This window comes from Halorubrum sp. SD683 (assembly GCF_002135045.1).
Classification (GTDB): Archaea; Halobacteriota; Halobacteria; order Halobacteriales; family Haloferacaceae; genus Halorubrum; species Halorubrum ezzemoulense.
This window is the reverse complement of the sequence record NZ_NEWJ01000059.1, coordinates 1-16,300: the sequence shown is the minus strand read 5'-3', so window position 1 is coordinate 16,300 and position 16,300 is coordinate 1. Positions and strand designations below refer to the sequence as shown.

The window sequence follows — 16,300 nt, the reverse complement described above, 5'->3', positions numbered from 1 at the left end:
GCTGGCCGGCTGTCGCCCGCGGGGGCCGCTTTCGTGATCGCCACGAGCGTCGGGAGGTCGGTCGCCAGGAGGATGCCGAGGTTGTCGCGGGTGGTCTTCGTCGGGCCGTCGTCGGCGGCGGCCACGAGGAGCCCGTAGTCCAGTTTCTGGCCGACGATCCCGCGGATCGTCGTCCGCAACCACGGCTCGTGGCCGACGGTGTCGACGAAGGAGACGAGCCGGTCGGCGGCCTCGACGACTCCCGCACGGTCGGACTTGCGGTGGGGGTTGTCCATCCTGACCGGCTCGTCGGCGCCGTCGGCGAAGCCGTACACCGCGTACGAGAGGTCGGCCGAGAGGCCGCGCTCGACCTCGTGGGGCTGGACGTCGAGGAAGCCCCGCGTGCCGCCCTGCCCGTCGTCGGCGCGCCCGGTGACCAGCGTCCCGACCAGCGTCGACTTGCCGTGGTCGACGTGGCCCGCCGTGCCGACGACGAGGTGGTCCTCGTCGGCCTCGAACACGCCGCCGTCGCGGAGCGTGGCGAGCCCCACGAGGCCCGCCTCGTCGCCGTCGCCGCCGGAGCCGGCGCTCCACGTCTCGGCGTCGGCGATGTGGGCGTCGGCCTCGTCGGCCAAAAGCGAGAGCACGTCCATGGTCTCGGAGAAGGCGTCGGGGGAGACGCCGGCCAACCCGCCGTCGTCGGTCACGCCGAGGACGTAGGTAGCCTCGCCGTCGCCGGAGAGGACACGGTGGCGGAGCTGAGCCACGAGCGACTCCATGCGCCCGTCGGCGAGGTGGACCTCGCGCGTCAGGCGCTCCTTGAACTCGATCGCGCCGCCGTCTCGCTCGCCGCGCTCGATGGCCCGCCGGAGGGCGGACCGGTCAGCGCTCATACCGACTTGTAGGCGACAGCCGGGCTTAACGGTTTTCGTGCTATGAGTCCTCACGTCACGTGAGCGGTACCGAGGCGTCGGGAGCGCCCGGGAGCCGCCACCGTACGCTTGCCCGCCGACCCCCGACGCACCCTTTAAGCGGTCGCCGGCGGGAGCCGGTGTATGGACACCTCGGTCCCCAGCGTCTCCGAACGACGCGTCCACGTGGTCCCGCTCGGGTACGAGCGCGACCGGATCGTCGAACCGCTCCGCCGCCACGGCGCCGATGTCGCGTACCTCCTCGTCGACGCCCCGGACCGCGACGCCGCCCGCGGCGACGTTGACTTCGACGCCGCGCAGGCGGTCGACCCCGGTGACATCCGCATCGATCCCGACGGGCTCACGGCCTACCAGCGCGACGCGTGGGCGGCGGTCGCCGAGTTCGCCGAGGTCCGCGCGATCCCCGTCGCCCACGCGGACGTGTACGACGTGCTCGGCGTGACGACGACCGTCGCCGCCCGCCACCAGGCGAGCGCCGAGGACGGCGACCGGCTCTTCGGGAACGTCTCGACCGGACCGCGGATCGCCGCGGTCGGCGTCGCGCTCGCCTGTATGATTGTCGGCGCGCGGCCCTACAGCGTCGAGCCGGAGCGCCACCGCCACGACCGGCGCGAGGAGCCGCTCACGACGGGCATCGAGCGCACGGTCGACCTCCCGATCTACCCCATGGACGCCCCAACGACCGACCAGGTCGCGGTGCTCGGTCGGCTCCACGACCGCGCCGAGGGGAACCTGACCACCGACAAGTGGAACCTGATCGAGTGGGCGCGCGAGCGCGAGCTGTCGTTCCTCCGCGAGGCGGGGGAGAGCCGGACGGCGAAGTACCGCGCCTTAGAGACGCACGTCCTCTCGCCGCTGCGGGAGCGCGGCTACGTCGAGCTCGAGGACATCGGGCGCTCCGACACGGTCCGACTCACCGAGACCGGTCGCCGGGTCTTCTTCGCGTTCAAGCACAAGCTCGACGGGCGGTAGCAGGGCGGCCCAGACGAAACGGTCGACACGCAAACCGCGAGTCGTCCGACCCAACCGCGTTGTTCGGTCTATCCGTGCTGTCAATAGCTAACGTAGAATTATCCCCCGCACGTCGATCCAGATGCGTGACGCCCGCCGGACGGTCGGGGTGCCCTCCCTGCCCTCCACACCGCCTGTCCGCTATCAGCCGCCGGTCGCCAGCTCCCTCTCGGGGCGGCCGGTCCCCGCTGACGCCGCCGCGCCCGCCCGGCGGATCGTCACGGCCGACGGGTCCCCCGTCGGCGCTTCTCCGACTCACTCCTCCGTCAGGTCGACGTAGGTCCGCCGGACGGTCACCGGCGTCACGCCGGCCACGTCCGCGGCCGCCTGCTGCGTACACTCCGCGTCGAGCTCCCGGGCCGCGGTGTACAGACAGGCGGCCGCGACGCCGACCGGGTTTCGGCCGTTAGCGATCCCTTCCTCGACGGCGCGCTCGGCCAGCTCGCCCGCCCGACGCTCGACGGCGGGATCGCAGCCGAGGTCGCTCGCGAACCGCGGGAGGTACTCCGCGGGACCGCTGGGCGCGATCGGCAGGCCGAGTTCGCGGTTCATCGCGTCGAAGGCGGCCTGGTGCTCGTCCTCCGTCGCCTTCGCCTCGGCGCACACCTCGCCGACCGTGCGGGACACGTCGGCCGTCCGGCAGGCGACGTAGACGCAGGCGGCCGCGAAGCCCTCCAGCGAGCGCCCGCGGAGCAGGCTCTCCTCCTGCGCGGAGTCGAACAGCGCACAGGCGGCGTCGCGGACGCTATCGGGCAGGCCCATGACGCCGGTGAGCCGCCGGATCTCGGTGTACGCGTACACCTTGTTGCGGTCGCGCTTCGTCGAGATCTGCGCGCGGTTGTGCTGGGTCCGCATCCGGGCGAGCCGGCGGCGCTTGCGCCCCTTCACCTTGGTCGACCGGCCGATCTCCGTCGAGAGCCCGCGGTCGTGGCGGGACCGCGTCAGCGGCGCGCCGGTGCGTTTCGGATCCGTGTCCTCGTCGTCGAACGACCGCCACTCGGGGCCGTGGTCGATCCGGTCGGCGTCCACGACCAGCCCGCAGTCGGCGCAGACGCGCTCCGCGCCGTCGACGCGCGTGCGGCCGCCGCACTCCGGACACGTCTCGCGGTTTCCGGTCTCGGCGGCGGACGCGGTCTCGGACCCCTCGGCGGCCGCTGTGCGGTCCGCGGTCGCGGCACCGTCGGCGGTCGCCGAGCGGTCCGTCGTCGCGACGTCGTCGGTCTCTGTACGGGGCGAACGAACACGGGTCGAGCGTGCGTCACTCATCACACGTCGAACTCCGGCCCGAAGCCTTACTTAAACCCGGGCGAATCGGCGGTCGATCGGCCGGATCGGCGCCGCCGAACCGACCGGTTATCGGTCGGTGATCGCGGCGGCGACCGCGCCGCGGTACGGTGGTTTTAAGATTTCGTGCGAGACACGAATCCGCATGACGCTGTCGGAGATCGCGGCGGGGGTCGAGGTGACCTCGCGCCAGCGCGATCGCGGAGTCGCCCTCGCCGACGACACGGAGACGCCCCTCGTCGACCGCCTGTCGGACCACGCCGAGTCGCTCCCGTGTACGTCAGAGGCGACCGCCACGCTCGTCGACGCCTACACCGCCGGCCGGAGCGTCGGCGACGCGGCGCGTGAGGCGGGCGTCAGCCCGATGACGGCCGCGAAGGCGCTCCACCGCTGCGGCGTCGCGGGCGTCTGTCCGCTCTCACCCACCGCACGTGACATCGTCCGCGACTGGCTCGCCGGCCGGACCCCCCGCAGCGAGGCCGTCGCGCTCACCGGCGGCGACGAGGCGGACTTCGCACTGGCGACGTACGTCGAGACGCACGACCCGGTCGAGCCCGTCGCGGAGGCGGTCGACGCGCAGGTCGCCGGCTCCGCGCCGCTGGGAGACGGACTCGGCGCCGACGACCCCCTCGGCGACGCGCTCGGCTCCACCGACGGCCTCCGCTGAGCGCCGATCCCGTCTTTCCGCTCCGCGTCAGGGCGCGAACCGCTCGACGAGGCTCGGCTCCGGAAACTCCACGTCGAGCGTCGCGTCGAACGCCGCCTCGTACGCGGTCGCGATGGCCCGCGCGTACGCGTCATCCCCTCCAGCCGCGGTCGGCGCGGCCGCCACCTCGGGATCGGTCGCCGGCACGCGGACGACCCCGTTGCCCTCCTCGCCGTCACCGCTCCCCGGTCGCTCGATCGCGAGCGTCGCGTCGAGGCTCCCGCCGACGTCGGCGATCCGGCCGCGGAGCCGCTGGGCCGCGTCGCGCCCGTGGACCGTCGCCGGCCTGACCGCGACCGCGCGGTCGACCGTCGTCGCGGCCGCGACGGCCTCGTTCGACCCGACCGGCGCGGCGTCGACGACCACCGCGTCGTACGTCGTCGCCGCCTCGCCGATCCGCCGCTCCAGCTTCCGGGCGGCCTCCGCCGTCTTCGCACGCGCGACGCGCTCGAACGGCGCTCGCGCGGGTATCGCGTCGACCCGTCCCGGGAGGTCCAGCGCGTCGCGCTCGCCGTCCGCGGTCCGCCCGCTGTCCCCGCCGGTCCCGACGACCGGATACGCCGCCGCCGACAGCGCCGCGTCCGAGTCGTCCGTGAGGAGCGCCGTGAGGTCGGGGTCGATGCGCCCGCTCACGTAGGACTCGGAGAGGCCACCGCGCGTGCACGCGGGAGCGGGGGCCACGCGGGCGGCGTCGCGCGAGGCGAGCGCGGGCAGCGCGACAGCGGTCCGCGTCGTCCCCGCGCCGCCGGTCGCCCCGACCAGCGCGAGCGTCGTCGCGTTCATACGCCGGCCTCGCCGGAGGGTGTTCTTAAGAATCGCGAACTCGGGCGGCGGGTCGCGCCGGCGCTACTTCCCTCGCCGTCGTTACCCGTCTATCGCGGCCGCGACCTCGTCGGCGACCGCGTCGAGTTCGTCGTCGGAGGGGTCCGGCCGCCCGCCGGCGACCGCGTGGATCGCCGCGCCGCCGTCGCCCTCGAAGCGCGGGACGACGTGAACGTGGACGTGCGGGACCTCCTGCCCGGCCGCCTCGCCGTCGTTGACGCCGACGTTGGCCCCGTCGGCGCCGACGGCCGCTTGAATCTCCGGCGTGAGCGACGCGGCCGCGCCGAACAGGTCGCTCGCGAGGTCGGCGTCGAGGTCGCCGACGTGGTGCGCGTGCGACTTGGGGATCACGAGCGTATGTCCGCGCGCGAGCGGGTTCGCGTCGAGGAACGCCAGCACGGAATCGGTCTCGTAGACGGTGCGCGCCGGGATGTCGCCGGCGACGATCGAACAGAAGATACAGTCGTCGGACATACCCGAGCGATCGCTCGGCCGTCTCATCAAGGTTTCCCGGGGCGGCTGTCCCTCAAGATTTGCGCCGTCGCGGCGCCTGCGTCCCGCGCCGCCAACGGACCTATATCCGCCGCGCCGAAACGGCGGGTATGGACGACCGGCTCGAACGCGTGATCCGCCAGCAGCTCCGCAAGGCGGGCAAACAGTTCGAGGAGGCCAAACGCGCCTACGCCGAGGGGCGCGACGACCCCGAGGGCGACGCGGCGGCCGCGGCGCGGTTCCACCTCCCGACCGACGAGTCCGGCGCGGCGCGCATCGTCTGCCGCCGCCACGCGGAGCGCCGGACCGTCCCGGTCGACGCCGAGGGCCGTCCGGCCTGCTTCGAGTCGGGTCACCCCGACTGCGAGGGGTGCGCCGAGGACGTCCGCGACGGCGTCGTCGAGACGTGGTGACGGGGGACCGGCGCTAGGCTCCCACCGATAGCGCCGCGGTCCGACACGCCCCGGTTTGTTTTCAGACGTACAGGTGCGGCGCATGAACCGGACCGCCGCCGTCGCCGGACTCTTCGCCGCCGTCGCCGGACTTGGTGCCGGATACCTCGTTGACTTCACGGCGCTCGGGTTGCGGTTCCGCCCGCCCTTATCCCCCACGCGCGGGGCTCCTCGCCGAGCTGGCGCTCCCGCTGCCGAACGCCATCTGAGGCGACTCGCCTCGGCGCTCGGGCGGCCCGACGGCGTCGGTGCGACCGCTCTCGGCGCGACGACGGCACAGAAGAGATATACCGAGCGGCTGAAAACAGGTGGAAACGTCAGAATGACGCGATCGATCAGTCGACGAGCGGCGCTCGCAGGGCTCGGCCTCGCGGCCGCCAGCGCCGGCTGTCTCGGTCGCACGGAGAACATCGCCGGCCGCGATCCCCCCGAGCAGCTGACCCTCGAGATCAACGCCACGCCGGCGGACGCCGACCCCAACGGGATCCGCATCGCCAGACAGCTCGAAGAGCACCTGACCGCCGTCGGCATCGATGTCCGGCTCAACACCGTCGGACAGACCGACCTCTGGCGGAAGGTGCTCATCAACCAGAACTTCGACCTCTACGTCGGGCAGTTCGTGGAGACGGAGTCGTTCGACCCCGACGCGCTGTACGGGCTGACCCACTCGCGGTTCGTCGCGGAGTCGGGGTGGCAGAACCCCTTCGGCCTCACGGAGATGGCCGTCGACGACCTGCTCGAACGGCAGCGCCGGGCGGCCGGCCGCGATCGCGACGACGCCGTCGACGCCCTCCAAGAGACGGTGTGCGAGCTTCAGCCCTTTTCCGTCGTCGCGTTCCCCGACGCGCTCACCGCCGTCCAAGAGAGCCGGTTCGACGGCTGGACGGAGGACCGACAGCCGCTCTCCGTCACCGGGCTCCTCGAACTCGACGACGTCGCCGCCGACGGCTCGGGAGGCGGCGGTTCCGCGACGAACGCGTCGGCGGGCGGCGTCGAGACGACGACCGACGCGGCCGCCGCCGACGCGACGGGGGACGCCCTCCGGCTCGTGACGACCGACGACCGGATCACGGAGAACTGGAACCCGATCGCCGCCGAATACCGGAACCACGGCACGTTCACGGGTCTGTTGTACGACCCCCTCGTCCGCGCGGACGGCGACGAGTTCTTCCCGTGGCTGGCGACCGGCTGGGAACGGGTCGACGAGACCACGCTCGACGTCACGCTCCGAGAGGCCCGGTGGCACGACGGCGAGCCCGTGACGGCGAGCGACGTGGCGTTCACCTACGCGTTCCTCCGCGACACCTCCCTCGGGAACGTCGAGACCCCGGTTCCGACCCCCCGGTTCCGCGGCCGAAGTTCCGTCGTCGAGGGGGCGCGCGCCCGCGACGAGTCGACGGTCCGACTCACCGTGGCCGACGTGAACGAGACGGTCGCCGCCAGGGCGCTCCGGGTGCCGATCCTCTCGGAACACGTCTGGTCGGAGCGGACCGGCGCGGCGACGATCGCCGGCTTCGAGTTCGACTTCGAGACCACGGAGGCGATCGTCTCGAACAACCCCGACCCTGTCGGGAGCGGGCCGCTCCGGTTCGTCGAGGCGACCGCCGGGGAGTCGGTCGCCTTCGAGCGGAACCCCGACCACTTCCTCGTCCGGTCGACGCCCGAGGACGACGCGGACGCGTCCGGGGGGACCGCTGACCCGCGAGCGGGGGTCCCGTCCCGATACCACGGGAAGCCCGCCTTCGGCCGGCTCCGCATCGAGGTCCTGCCGTCGGACATCTCGGCCGTGGAGTCGGTCGCCGAGGGACTCGCGGACGCCACCGTCTCGAACCTCGGGCCCGAGTCGGTCCCGCGGATCGGTCGCTCGGCTGACGCCCGGCTCGTGAGCGGGCGGTCGGCGGCGTTCTACCACGTCGGGTACAACGTGCGCCGGAGCCCGCTGTCGAACCCCCGGTTCCGGGCGGTGATCGCTCGGCTGATCGATAAGACCGCGATCGTCGACGGCGCCTTCGACGGCTACGCGCGGGCGGCGACCTCGCCGCTCGCGGCGTCCTCGGCTGATGTTCCGGAGTCGGTGGCGTGGGCCGACGGGAGCGACCCAGTCCACCCGTTCTTCGACGACGGTGGGTCGCTGGATGTCGCGGCCGCCCGCGAGGCGCTCCGGGAAATCGGGTACCGGTTCGACGGCGAGGGGCGGCTGCTCTCGCGGGGGCGATGACGCCGTTCCTCTCGGTCCTCACGTCGGTCGTGGCGTGGGTCGTGGCGATGCTGGTCGTCGCGAGCGTCGCGGTGATCGGCCCCGCCCGGCTCCGCGAGACGTGGAGCGGGCTCCGCGACCGGCTCTGGGACGCGCGTCGGGCCGTCGCTGTCGTCTGCGCGGTGCTGATCGCCAGCGCCGTCGGGCGCCCCCCGCTACTGGACGTCTCCAGGCTGTTCGGCCTTCAGGCGACGGCGTTCATTTACGGGCTGGAGGGCGGCTTCGTCGCGTGGGTTCAGGCGACGTTCGTGACCCCCGCGCTGACCGCCTACTTCTCGTGGGTGTACGTGTACGGCTACGCGTTCCTGCTCGCGTTCCCGCCGGTCGCGTACCTCGCGCTCCCCCGGACAACGACGTTCAGCCGCGTCCTCGTCGCGTACGCGCTCAACTACGGGATCGGGCTGGTGCTGTACACGGCGGTGTTCGCCCACGGCCCGCGGAACGTGATGCCCGACATGGTGACGCCGCTGCTGTTCACCACGCAGCCCGACGTGATGGCGCTGACGAGCGAGGTGAACGTGAACTCGAACGTCTTCCCGTCGCTTCACACCTCGCTGTCGGTCACCGTCGGGACGTTCGCGGTGCTGACCCACGAGGAGTACCCCCGGTGGACGCCGGTCGCGGTCCCGCTCTCGCTGTCGGTCGTGGTCGCGACGATGTACCTCGGCATCCACTGGCTCACCGACGTCGTCGCCGGGTTCGCGCTCGCGTTCGGCTCGGTGGCGCTCGCGTACCGGCTGGTCGAACCGCGGTCCGACCCCGGAGTCCCGCGCGACGGCCCGGAGGACGACCAGCCGCCGTCGGAGCCGAACGCGAGCGACTGACCCCCTCGACCGCCGCCGAACACACCGTTTTGTATCGCCGGGCGTTACGCCCGCCCATGAGCGCCGACCGACAGACCATCACGGTGTACTCGGACTACGTCTGCCCGTTCTGTTATCTAGGTCGTCAGTCCCTCTCACAGTATCAAGAGAACCGCGACGAGGAGCTCGCGATCGACTGGCGCCCGTTCGACCTGCGGAGCCAGAAGCGCCGCCCGGACGGGACGATCGACCACTCCGTCGACGACGGGAAAGACGACGAGTACTTCGAACAGGCGAAACAGAACGTCCGCCGGCTCGCCGACGACTACGGCGTGGAGATGGACCTCGACATCGCCGAGGATGTCGACTCGCTCCCCGCCCAGATCGTCTCGTACTACCTCCGTGAACACCACGACTACGAGACGTGGCTCGCCTTCGACGAGGCGGTCTTCGCCGCGCTCTGGGAGGACGGTGAGGACATCGGCGACGCCGACCTCCTAGCCGAACTCGCCGTCGACGCGGGCGCCGAGGCCGACGAGGTGCGGTCGGCCCTCGACGACGAGACGCTCCGCGAGACCGTCCGCGAGCGGTTCACCGAGGCGCAGCGGGAGGGGATTACCGGCGTGCCGACCTTCGCATACGACGGGTACGCGGCGCGCGGCGCCGTCCCGCCCGAGCAGCTCGAACGCCTCGTCGAGGGGACCTGAATCCGTTCGTCGTCGCGGTGAGGCACCGACCGTTCGCCGTCCGAGGAACCCGGTAGCTCGGCCGAGCGGGAAGAACACCACTAATTAATACCACTAGGTTGTATCACGACTATGCCCGAGTACGAGCCGGTCGAGCCGCCGGTCGCGCTGACGATCGCCGGCAGCGACAGCGGCGGCGGGGCGGGGATCCAAGCGGACCTGACCGCGATGCGCGCGCACGGCGTCCTCGGCACATCAGTCGTGACGGCGACGACCGCGCAGAACACCCGCGGCGTCGAGGACGTTCACCCCCTCCCCGCCGATCACGTCGCGAGCCAGTACGCGGCGGTCGCCGACGACTTCGCCGTCGGGGCGATCAAGACGGGAATGCTGGCGACCGCCGAGACCGTCGAGCAAGTGACTGAACTGGTCGCGGAGACGGACGCCCCGCTCGTCGTCGACCCCGTGATGGTCGCGGCGACCGGGGATCGCCTGCTCTCGCCCGCCGCGGAGGACGCCTACGAGGGGCTGATCGCGGACGCGACGCTCGTCACGCCGAACGCCGACGAGGCCGCGGTGCTGACCGACGCGCCGGTCGACACCCCCGCCGATGCCGAGCGCGCGGGCCGCGAGCTCGTCGCGCTCGGCGCCGACGCGGCGCTGGTGAAGGGCGGGCACCTCGACGGCGAATCCGCCGAGAGGGACGCTGTCGTCGACACCCTCGTCCGGGCCGACGACGCGGGTGGTAGTGCCCCGGAACGCGTCGCGCCGACCGTCGACCGCTTCGAGACGCCGCGGATCGACACCGAGGCGACGCACGGTTCCGGCTGCGCGCTGTCGAGCGCGATCGCCGCGCGACTGGCGAGAGGGGAGCCGCTCCGCGACGCGGTCGACGCCGCGGTCGCCGGGATGACCGAAGCGGTCCGACGCGGTTACGACGTGGGAGAGGGCCCGGGCGCGGTCAATCCCACGGCGTTGGGCGAGGAGTGACGGACCCCGCCGCCGGAACTCACAGGTACGCGAGCGGGATCATAAGCGCGACGCCGAGCGCGACGCCGCCGACGAGGACCGGTTTGCCGCCGCGCGGGAGGTCGGCGCCCGTTTCGAGCGCCTCGGGGACGAACTCCGAGAGGACGAGGTAGATCATCGCGCCCGCCGCGAAGCCGAAGCCGTACGGGAGAAACTCGCGGGCGTACCGGACGAACGCGAACGCGATCACGGCGCCGATCGGCTGCGGGAGACTTGAGAACACCGACCACCACACCATCTTCCACTTCGAGACGCCCATCGCCCGCAGCGGGATCGAGATGGCGGTCCCCTCGGGGACGTTGTGGATCGAGATGGCGACGGTCATGAACACGGCGAGCAGCGGGACGGTGAAGCCGAACAGCGCGGTCCCGCCCTCCAGCCCGAGGTCGGCGAAGGAGACGCCGACCGCGATCCCCTCCGGAAAGCTGTGGACCGTCAGCACGCCGAGGATCAGGATCAGCTTCTTGAAGTCGGCCTCCTCGTACTCCCGCGGATCAATCTCGGCGTCCGCCAGGACCTCGTGCGCGATGACGACGAGGACGACGCCCGCGAGCATCCCGACGCCGATCTCAACCGCTGTCCCCTCCGCGAGCCCCTCTTGGATCAGTCCGAACAGCGACGCGGAGAGCATGATCCCCGACGCGAACCCCCACAGCGCCACGTTCCCGCGGTCGCTGATCGTCTCGAAGAAGAAGAACGGCAGCGCGCCGATCCCGGTCGCCAGCGCCGTGATCAACCCGGCGACGAACACGAACGCGTAGGCGTCGAGTGCGACCATTCGTACGCGACGGTACGCCGCTCCGGGTCATAACTCCGAGGGACGCCCCCACGCGCTGGGAACTACCTACCCCTCCGAGGCGAAGCCGAGTTCACCCCAAGCCGTGAGCGAGACCGGAAATAAGCACCAACAGAAACAGCGCGACGAGGAGCAGGAGTACTGCGAGCTTGGTGCCGAGCGCACAAGACGGACCGCCGCCTCGAACTCCGCTCCGTCGCGGTCGAATCGGTACGTCCACGTTCACGATCCGCCCCGCGGTCGAATCGAAGTCACCGGTCGGTCTCCGCCGCGACGGCATCGACCGTGCTCGGCGAAGCGGCGGCGCCGGTCGCGTCCCCCGCGCTGGCCGATCCGTTCGCCGTCGGCTCGGTCGTGTTCTCCGGCGGCTCCGGCGACGGTTCGGACGGCTCCGACGCGTCGTCATCGTCCGTCTGGCTCGTCGCGTCGGTCTCCGACCTCTGCGCGTCAGACGTGCTGTCGTCGGTGTTCGTGTCGTCGGTGTTCGACGTGTCGTCATCGTCTGTCAGAGTCTTCGCGTCGGTCTCCGAACTCTGTGCGTCAGACGTGCTGTCGTCGGTGTTCGACGTGTCGTCGGTGTTCGACGTGTCGTCGGTGCCCGAGGATGTCACGGCCGGGTCGGACTCGTTGCTGTCCGTGTCTGCGGATGTCACGGCCGGGTCGGACTCGTTGCTGTCCGTGTCTGATGATGTCACGGCCGGGCTCGACGCGCTCTCGTTCGCAGCGTCAGACGTATCGGAATCCGTGGTGTCCGGCGTTTCAGACGGACTATCCTCGTTTTCCACGGTTGCCGTTTCGTTCCCCGACTGATCCGCTTCGGCTGTCGCCGAGTCGGTTACCGGGACCGAGGCGTTGGTGTCCGCGGTGGGTTCCGAGACGTTCTCTTCGGTAGGCGCCGAGACGTTCTCTTCGGTAGGCGCCGAGACGTTCTCTTCGGTAGGCGCCGAGACGTTGCCGCCAGTGGGCGCCGAGACGTTGCCGCCAGTGGGCGCCGAGATGTTACTCCCAGCGGGCGCCGAGACGTTACTCCCAGCGGGCGCCGAGACGTTGCTCCCAACGGGCGCCGAGACATTCTGATCCAGTCCGGCGCCGTCTCCGTCAGGGTCGCTCGTCCCGTTCTCGACGGCCACCGCGGTGAGATCGACATCGGCGGTCTCGTTGGTCTGGTTGCCGTTGGTCGAGGTCTCGTTGATCTGGTTCAGTTCATTCGGGGTTTCGAACGTCGCGGTCACGTCGACGCTCGCCGAGAGGACGGCGACCGTGGCTCCTCCGGCGAACGCGACGCCCCACACGAGGACCGCCAGCGCGACGAGCGCGACGAGCCCACGGTTCGCGGCCATCAGTCGCCCTCCCCGGCGGCCTCGGGACGTGAGACCGGTGTCGACCCGGGCGTCGACGCCGGCTCGGCCCCGTCCTCGGCCGCCGTCGTCTCCGCCCCGGCGGCGACCGCCGCCGAGTCGACGGTGTCGTTCGGCTCGGACGCGCCCCCGTCGGACTCGGGGGAGTCTCCGTTACGCATCGCGTCTGTCGTCGGTCCGCTTGCGTCCGTTTCGACAGCCGGATCCGGCGTTCCACCGCTGCGGTCCAAGACACCGCTGGCGGGCACCCACGCGGCGAGCGCCCCGAGCAGCAGCGTCGACACGCCGATCGCGACCGATATCGCGACGGCGGTCCGGAGCTCGAACGCGACGTACACCGCGTACGGGGCGAACGCGGCGAGCACCGCCGCCGCGCCGCCGACGGCGTCGACCGAGACGCCCCCGGAACCGCTCGCCTCCTCCGTCGCCTGCGCCGTCACGATTTCGGCCGCGGGACCGGGTCCAGCCGCCGGGTCGGGCCCGACTACCGGATCGAGTCCGGCCGTCGCCCCGTCTCCGTCGCCGGGTTCGTCGACGGGGTCGACCGGATCGACGGTCATCGGGGGTTGCGATTCAGATCCGTCGCGGCCCCGGACGATAGACCAGATCTCCGTCGCGGCGAGCAGCCCGAACGGGAACAGGACCAGCGCGACGAACCCCACTCGCGTCCCCGCGAACTGGATCACGTACCCGATGTACGGGATCGTCAGCGTCACGGCGCCGACGAGGCTCCCGGCGGGGACGAGCCCCGGATCCGGCCCCTCGTTGGCGTCGCCCATCGTCTCGAACGCGAGCGTGCCGGCCTCGTCGACCACGTCGATCACGCGGTGCGTCACCGGCACGTCGCTCGTGCCGCGGACGAACGTGATCACGTCGCCCTCGGCGATCGCAGTCGGGTCGCGCTCGGCGACGATCACCACGTCGCCCGGCGCGATGGCGGGCGTCATGCTCGCCGTGAGCACGACGAAGCTCTCGTCCGCGCCGACGACCTCCGGCGCCGCGTACACCGCGAACGGTGCGACGAGGGCGATCAGCAGGACGATCCCGAGTACGTTCGCCGCGCGCTTCGTCCGTGGTGATGTGAGTAGTTTGGTCATCAGTTCTCCTCCGTGCCGCACAGCGGCTCACCGCCCGTGGTCGCGGCCGCGGCGATCTCGTACAGCCCGCCGTAGACGTCGCCCACCCGGAGCGGAACCGAACAGCTCGTGTGGATGTTGACGCCCGCGTGGCCGCCGCCGTTGCCGCCATTTCCGTTTCCTCTGCTGCCGCCGCCGTTTCCGCCAGTACCGTCGGCGTCGGTCTCGGGGTCGGTGCCCGTCCTGCCGTCGTCGAGGTAGATGTTGGGGCCGATCCAGCCCGGGTCGCCGTTGGTCGGCGCGGCGGTCCCGTCGACCACGAAAGTCCCGTCCGGAGTCACCTCGCCGTCGAACACGGTCGTCCCGGCGGTGCCTCGACCGCTCGCGCCGCCGCCGGTGGCGACGACGACCACGGTCGCCGAGTCGTCGCCGAGGTACCGGAGCGTGAGCGAGCCGACCGCGACGCCGTTCTCGTCCTCGCAGGGGACGCACGCCGACGCGCACTCGGTCCCTACGAAGGGGTTCGACCTCGCCGCGTCCGCCTCGGCGACGTGGCGGCACTGCTCCGCGTACACCCGGAACGTCAGGTCGGTCGCCGCGCCGCCCACGTCGGGCGAGTCCGCCGGGAGGTACGGGAACACCTCGACGGCGACCGGGTCGTCGTCGGGCCCGAGACACCGGGCGTCGATCCGCACCCCGGTCGCGAGGTCGCGCTCGACCTCGGCGAGGGGGCGGTACCCGCCGGTCACGGATTCGCCGTCGACGACGACATCGACCTCTAGGGCGTTCCCGAGGCGATCGCCGTCCGGACAGGGGGTCGCGAGCCACACCCGTACCGGGTTCGCCGACGCCCCCACGTCAAACGTCTCGGGCCCGGGACGCTCGTCGAACGTCGTCCGATCGACCGTCAGCGGGCCGAGCGAGACGGTCCCGTCGGTGGGGTCCCCATCGACCGTCAGTCCGACCTCGCCGGCGCCGAAGACATTGCCCGGGAACGTCTCCCGATCGGCGAGGTACGCGCCCGTGCCCATGCCGCTCGCCATGCCGACCGCGCCGACGCCGCCGATCCCGGCGAGCAGCCGTCGTCGGCTCAGCCCGCTCGGGCGCCGCCCGCCGTCGTCGGGGCTCATGCGTCGCCTCCGGCGCCGCCGCCGCCCCCGGCCGCTACGTTCCCGTCGAAGGGGTTCCCCTCGGCGCCGCACTCGTCGGCGGCGAACTCCACGAGGAAGTCGACCGCGCCGCCCTGTCCGGCGTTGCCGCCCTCGCCGTCGAACTCCCACGCGAAGGTCAGGCAGCGCTGTTCGCCCGGGGCGAGGCAGCCGTCGCCGAGGAGCCCGGGGCGCAGTTCGATCCCGTCCGCGAGCGCGGAGCCGTCGATGTCCGCGAACGTCTCGTCGGCGATCAGCTCCCCGGCGCTCGCGAACTCGCCTTCGGCGCCGCCGCAGCTACCGATGCCGAATATCCCGGTGTCCTGCCGGACCGTGAGCGTGACGCGCTCCGCGAGCGCGGCGCTCGCGGCGTCGGCGCCGTCGAGGTGCGGGTCGATCCGCAGCCACACGCGGGCGGTGTCCTCCGGATCTTCGAGCCGGAGCCCGACGCTCGCGGTGCCGTAATCGTGCGGCAGCGCGTTGCCGACGTCGACGAGCCGGACGCCGACCGCTCCGACGTCGTCGACCGCGCCGACCGCGCTCGAATCAACGAGCGTCCCGTTCTCCGTGCGCCGCCACCCGACGAGCAGATTGAACGGCGTGTCCGTCTGAGCGTACGTGTAGTTCGTGTACTCGTCCCAGTTGTCCGTTCCCGTCGGTCGTCCGGAGGCGGCCCCGAGGGCCGCGAAGCCGACGGCTCCGGCGCCCGCGAGTGCCTCCCGCCGCGTGAGTCCCGATTCTTTCTGTGTCATTGTGTGTCGTCGCGGCTCCGAACGGCCGTATCGTCGATACCCTTCCTACTCTCACGACGCTCGTATGTATGCGCGCCCTACCCGCCCGGATCGGTGACCGTACCGGGCGGTACGGACGCCGTACCCGCCCGCGGTCGGCCGATCGGCAACAGACCTTCGTTCCCGCCCGCCGACGCCGCGACGCGGTCCGAGACGCGCTCTCAGGCCGACTGTACCCCCGCGCCGTCGTTGTGGCGCGCCTGCTCGGTGTAGAAGCCGAGGTCGAAGCCGAGCGCGTCGCCCTGAACCTCGTTGCCCACGCCGATCGGCAGCTCCCATTCGAGCGCGACGCAGTGCATCACGCCGTCGCCCGCGAACGGGTCGCGGTTCTCGTCGTCGGCCGGGTCGGCCAGCTCGCCGTACGGCGTCGCGCGGTTCCCATCGAGCGGGATTCCGTCGCCGCTCTCGAGCTCGTCGAGCACGTCCGCGAGCGAGCCCTCGATGATGATCTTCTCCTGTCCAGTCTGTGCCGCGAGGTTCCCGAACACCGAGGGAATGACGAGCGGGTCGTCGATGTCATTGAAGAATGACGGATCGCCGCCCGGCCCCCCCGCGGGGCCGGCCATCGACGACAGCACCGCGTCGTTCGCGCTGCCGACGGAGATGGTGTACACGTTCGTCGCGGGGTTCGGCGACGCCGCGCGGGCGTCGTCGGCTGCGTCCACGGGGTCGGCGAAC

The 16,300-nt window shown here is 71.8% G+C and carries 16 protein-coding genes and 1 pseudogene; 7 read left to right on the top strand and 10 right to left on the bottom strand.

Annotated features, from left to right (window positions below):
• Positions 1-872 (bottom strand): GTP-binding protein (locus tag B9G49_RS12685; protein ID WP_233125215.1); only part of this gene is annotated, 872 nt, incomplete at its 3' end.
• A 162-nt stretch (positions 873-1,034) separates the two neighbouring features.
• Between B9G49_RS12685 and B9G49_RS12680 the strand changes: the two genes are divergently transcribed.
• Positions 1,035-1,883: a DUF6293 family protein gene (locus B9G49_RS12680; protein ID WP_086216610.1), complete on the top strand. Its 849-nt coding sequence runs from the start codon at positions 1,035-1,037 to the stop codon at positions 1,881-1,883.
• A 294-nt stretch (positions 1,884-2,177) separates the two neighbouring features.
• Here B9G49_RS12680 and B9G49_RS12675 read toward each other — a convergent pair whose 3' ends face one another.
• Positions 2,178-3,188, bottom strand: a complete 1,011-nt coding sequence (locus B9G49_RS12675; RefSeq protein WP_086216609.1) for a transcription initiation factor IIB family protein — start codon at positions 3,186-3,188, stop codon at positions 2,178-2,180.
• A 163-nt stretch (positions 3,189-3,351) separates the two neighbouring features.
• Between B9G49_RS12675 and B9G49_RS12670 the strand changes: the two genes are divergently transcribed.
• Positions 3,352-3,873: a hypothetical protein gene (locus B9G49_RS12670; RefSeq protein WP_049932839.1), complete on the top strand. Its 522-nt coding sequence runs from the start codon at positions 3,352-3,354 to the stop codon at positions 3,871-3,873.
• Between the two features lie 27 nt (positions 3,874-3,900).
• On the opposite strand, the gene B9G49_RS12665 is transcribed toward B9G49_RS12670, so the two are convergent.
• Positions 3,901-4,695: a cell division inhibitor gene (locus B9G49_RS12665; protein WP_086216608.1), complete on the bottom strand. Its 795-nt coding sequence runs from the start codon at positions 4,693-4,695 to the stop codon at positions 3,901-3,903.
• Positions 4,696-4,776: 81 nt separating this feature from the next.
• Positions 4,777-5,208, bottom strand: coding sequence for an HIT domain-containing protein (locus B9G49_RS12660; RefSeq protein WP_086216607.1), 432 nt, complete (start codon positions 5,206-5,208; stop codon positions 4,777-4,779).
• A 128-nt stretch (positions 5,209-5,336) separates the two neighbouring features.
• On the opposite strand from B9G49_RS12660, the gene B9G49_RS12655 reads away from it, so the two are divergent.
• The 5 genes from B9G49_RS12655 (at position 5,337) to thiD (ending at position 10,414) form a co-directional block, all read left to right on the top strand.
• On the top strand, positions 5,337-5,639 hold the full coding sequence (locus B9G49_RS12655) for a hypothetical protein (protein WP_086216606.1): 303 nt from the start codon (positions 5,337-5,339) through the stop codon (positions 5,637-5,639).
• Between the two features lie 361 nt (positions 5,640-6,000).
• Complete coding sequence (locus tag B9G49_RS12650; protein ID WP_086216605.1) at positions 6,001-7,896, top strand: ABC transporter substrate-binding protein; 1,896 nt, start codon at positions 6,001-6,003, stop codon at positions 7,894-7,896.
• Entirely contained in the window at positions 7,893-8,759 is an 867-nt protein-coding gene (locus B9G49_RS12645) for a phosphatase PAP2 family protein (protein WP_086216604.1), read from the top strand. Before B9G49_RS12650 ends, B9G49_RS12645 begins: the two co-directional genes overlap by 4 nt.
• 56 nt (positions 8,760-8,815) lie before the next feature.
• Positions 8,816-9,445, top strand: coding sequence for a DsbA family protein (locus B9G49_RS12640; RefSeq protein WP_049932168.1), 630 nt, complete (start codon positions 8,816-8,818; stop codon positions 9,443-9,445).
• Between the two features lie 111 nt (positions 9,446-9,556).
• Complete coding sequence (gene thiD / locus B9G49_RS12635; protein WP_049932170.1) at positions 9,557-10,414, top strand: bifunctional hydroxymethylpyrimidine kinase/phosphomethylpyrimidine kinase; 858 nt, start codon at positions 9,557-9,559, stop codon at positions 10,412-10,414.
• Positions 10,415-10,433: 19 nt separating this feature from the next.
• Here the strand turns inward: thiD and B9G49_RS12630 are convergent, their stop codons facing one another.
• The 6 genes and pseudogenes from B9G49_RS12630 to B9G49_RS12605 form a co-directional block, all read right to left on the bottom strand.
• Positions 10,434-11,231: a ZIP family metal transporter gene (locus B9G49_RS12630; RefSeq protein WP_086216603.1), complete on the bottom strand. Its 798-nt coding sequence runs from the start codon at positions 11,229-11,231 to the stop codon at positions 10,434-10,436.
• Positions 11,232-11,500: 269 nt separating this feature from the next.
• The gene (locus B9G49_RS12625) at positions 11,501-12,589 is read right to left on the bottom strand and encodes a hypothetical protein (RefSeq protein WP_198943836.1); all 1,089 of its coding nucleotides are present in this window, start codon (positions 12,587-12,589) and stop codon (positions 11,501-11,503) included.
• On the bottom strand, positions 12,589-13,704 hold the full coding sequence (locus B9G49_RS12620; protein ID WP_086216602.1) for a signal peptidase I: 1,116 nt from the start codon (positions 13,702-13,704) through the stop codon (positions 12,589-12,591). The genes B9G49_RS12625 and B9G49_RS12620 overlap by 1 nt, the downstream gene beginning before the upstream one ends.
• Positions 13,704-14,813 (bottom strand): hypothetical protein, encoded by a 1,110-nt coding sequence (locus B9G49_RS12615; protein WP_086216601.1) that lies wholly within the window; start codon positions 14,811-14,813, stop codon positions 13,704-13,706. Before B9G49_RS12615 ends, B9G49_RS12620 begins: the two co-directional genes overlap by 1 nt.
• Positions 14,810-15,583 (bottom strand): hypothetical protein, encoded by a 774-nt coding sequence (locus tag B9G49_RS12610; RefSeq protein WP_086216600.1) that lies wholly within the window; start codon positions 15,581-15,583, stop codon positions 14,810-14,812. Before B9G49_RS12610 ends, B9G49_RS12615 begins: the two co-directional genes overlap by 4 nt.
• A 200-nt stretch (positions 15,584-15,783) precedes the next feature.
• A pseudogene (locus B9G49_RS12605) lies at positions 15,784-16,300 on the bottom strand (hypothetical protein); the annotation flags it as partial.

Excerpts from the sequence above, each read along its gene's own strand:
- B9G49_RS12615 (WP_086216601.1), bottom strand. The coding sequence starts at position 14,813 with ATGAGCCCCGACGACGGCGGGCGGCGCCCGAGCGGGCTGAGCCGACGA.
- B9G49_RS12640 (WP_049932168.1), top strand. The coding sequence starts at position 8,816 with ATGAGCGCCGACCGACAGACCATCACGGTGTACTCGGACTACGTCTGC.
- B9G49_RS12675 (WP_086216609.1), bottom strand. The coding sequence starts at position 3,188 with ATGAGTGACGCACGCTCGACCCGTGTTCGTTCGCCCCGTACAGAGACC.
- B9G49_RS12665 (WP_086216608.1), bottom strand. The coding sequence starts at position 4,695 with ATGAACGCGACGACGCTCGCGCTGGTCGGGGCGACCGGCGGCGCGGGG.
- B9G49_RS12680 (WP_086216610.1), top strand. The coding sequence starts at position 1,035 with ATGGACACCTCGGTCCCCAGCGTCTCCGAACGACGCGTCCACGTGGTC.
- B9G49_RS12660 (WP_086216607.1), bottom strand. The coding sequence starts at position 5,208 with ATGTCCGACGACTGTATCTTCTGTTCGATCGTCGCCGGCGACATCCCG.
- B9G49_RS12610 (WP_086216600.1), bottom strand. The coding sequence starts at position 15,583 with ATGACACAGAAAGAATCGGGACTCACGCGGCGGGAGGCACTCGCGGGC.
- B9G49_RS12620 (WP_086216602.1), bottom strand. The coding sequence starts at position 13,704 with ATGACCAAACTACTCACATCACCACGGACGAAGCGCGCGGCGAACGTA.
- B9G49_RS12645 (WP_086216604.1), top strand. The coding sequence starts at position 7,893 with ATGACGCCGTTCCTCTCGGTCCTCACGTCGGTCGTGGCGTGGGTCGTG.
- thiD (WP_049932170.1), top strand. The coding sequence starts at position 9,557 with ATGCCCGAGTACGAGCCGGTCGAGCCGCCGGTCGCGCTGACGATCGCC.
- B9G49_RS12650 (WP_086216605.1), top strand. The coding sequence starts at position 6,001 with ATGACGCGATCGATCAGTCGACGAGCGGCGCTCGCAGGGCTCGGCCTC.
- B9G49_RS12655 (WP_086216606.1), top strand. The coding sequence starts at position 5,337 with ATGGACGACCGGCTCGAACGCGTGATCCGCCAGCAGCTCCGCAAGGCG.
- B9G49_RS12630 (WP_086216603.1), bottom strand. The coding sequence starts at position 11,231 with ATGGTCGCACTCGACGCCTACGCGTTCGTGTTCGTCGCCGGGTTGATC.
- B9G49_RS12625 (WP_198943836.1), bottom strand. The coding sequence starts at position 12,589 with ATGGCCGCGAACCGTGGGCTCGTCGCGCTCGTCGCGCTGGCGGTCCTC.
- B9G49_RS12670 (WP_049932839.1), top strand. The coding sequence starts at position 3,352 with ATGACGCTGTCGGAGATCGCGGCGGGGGTCGAGGTGACCTCGCGCCAG.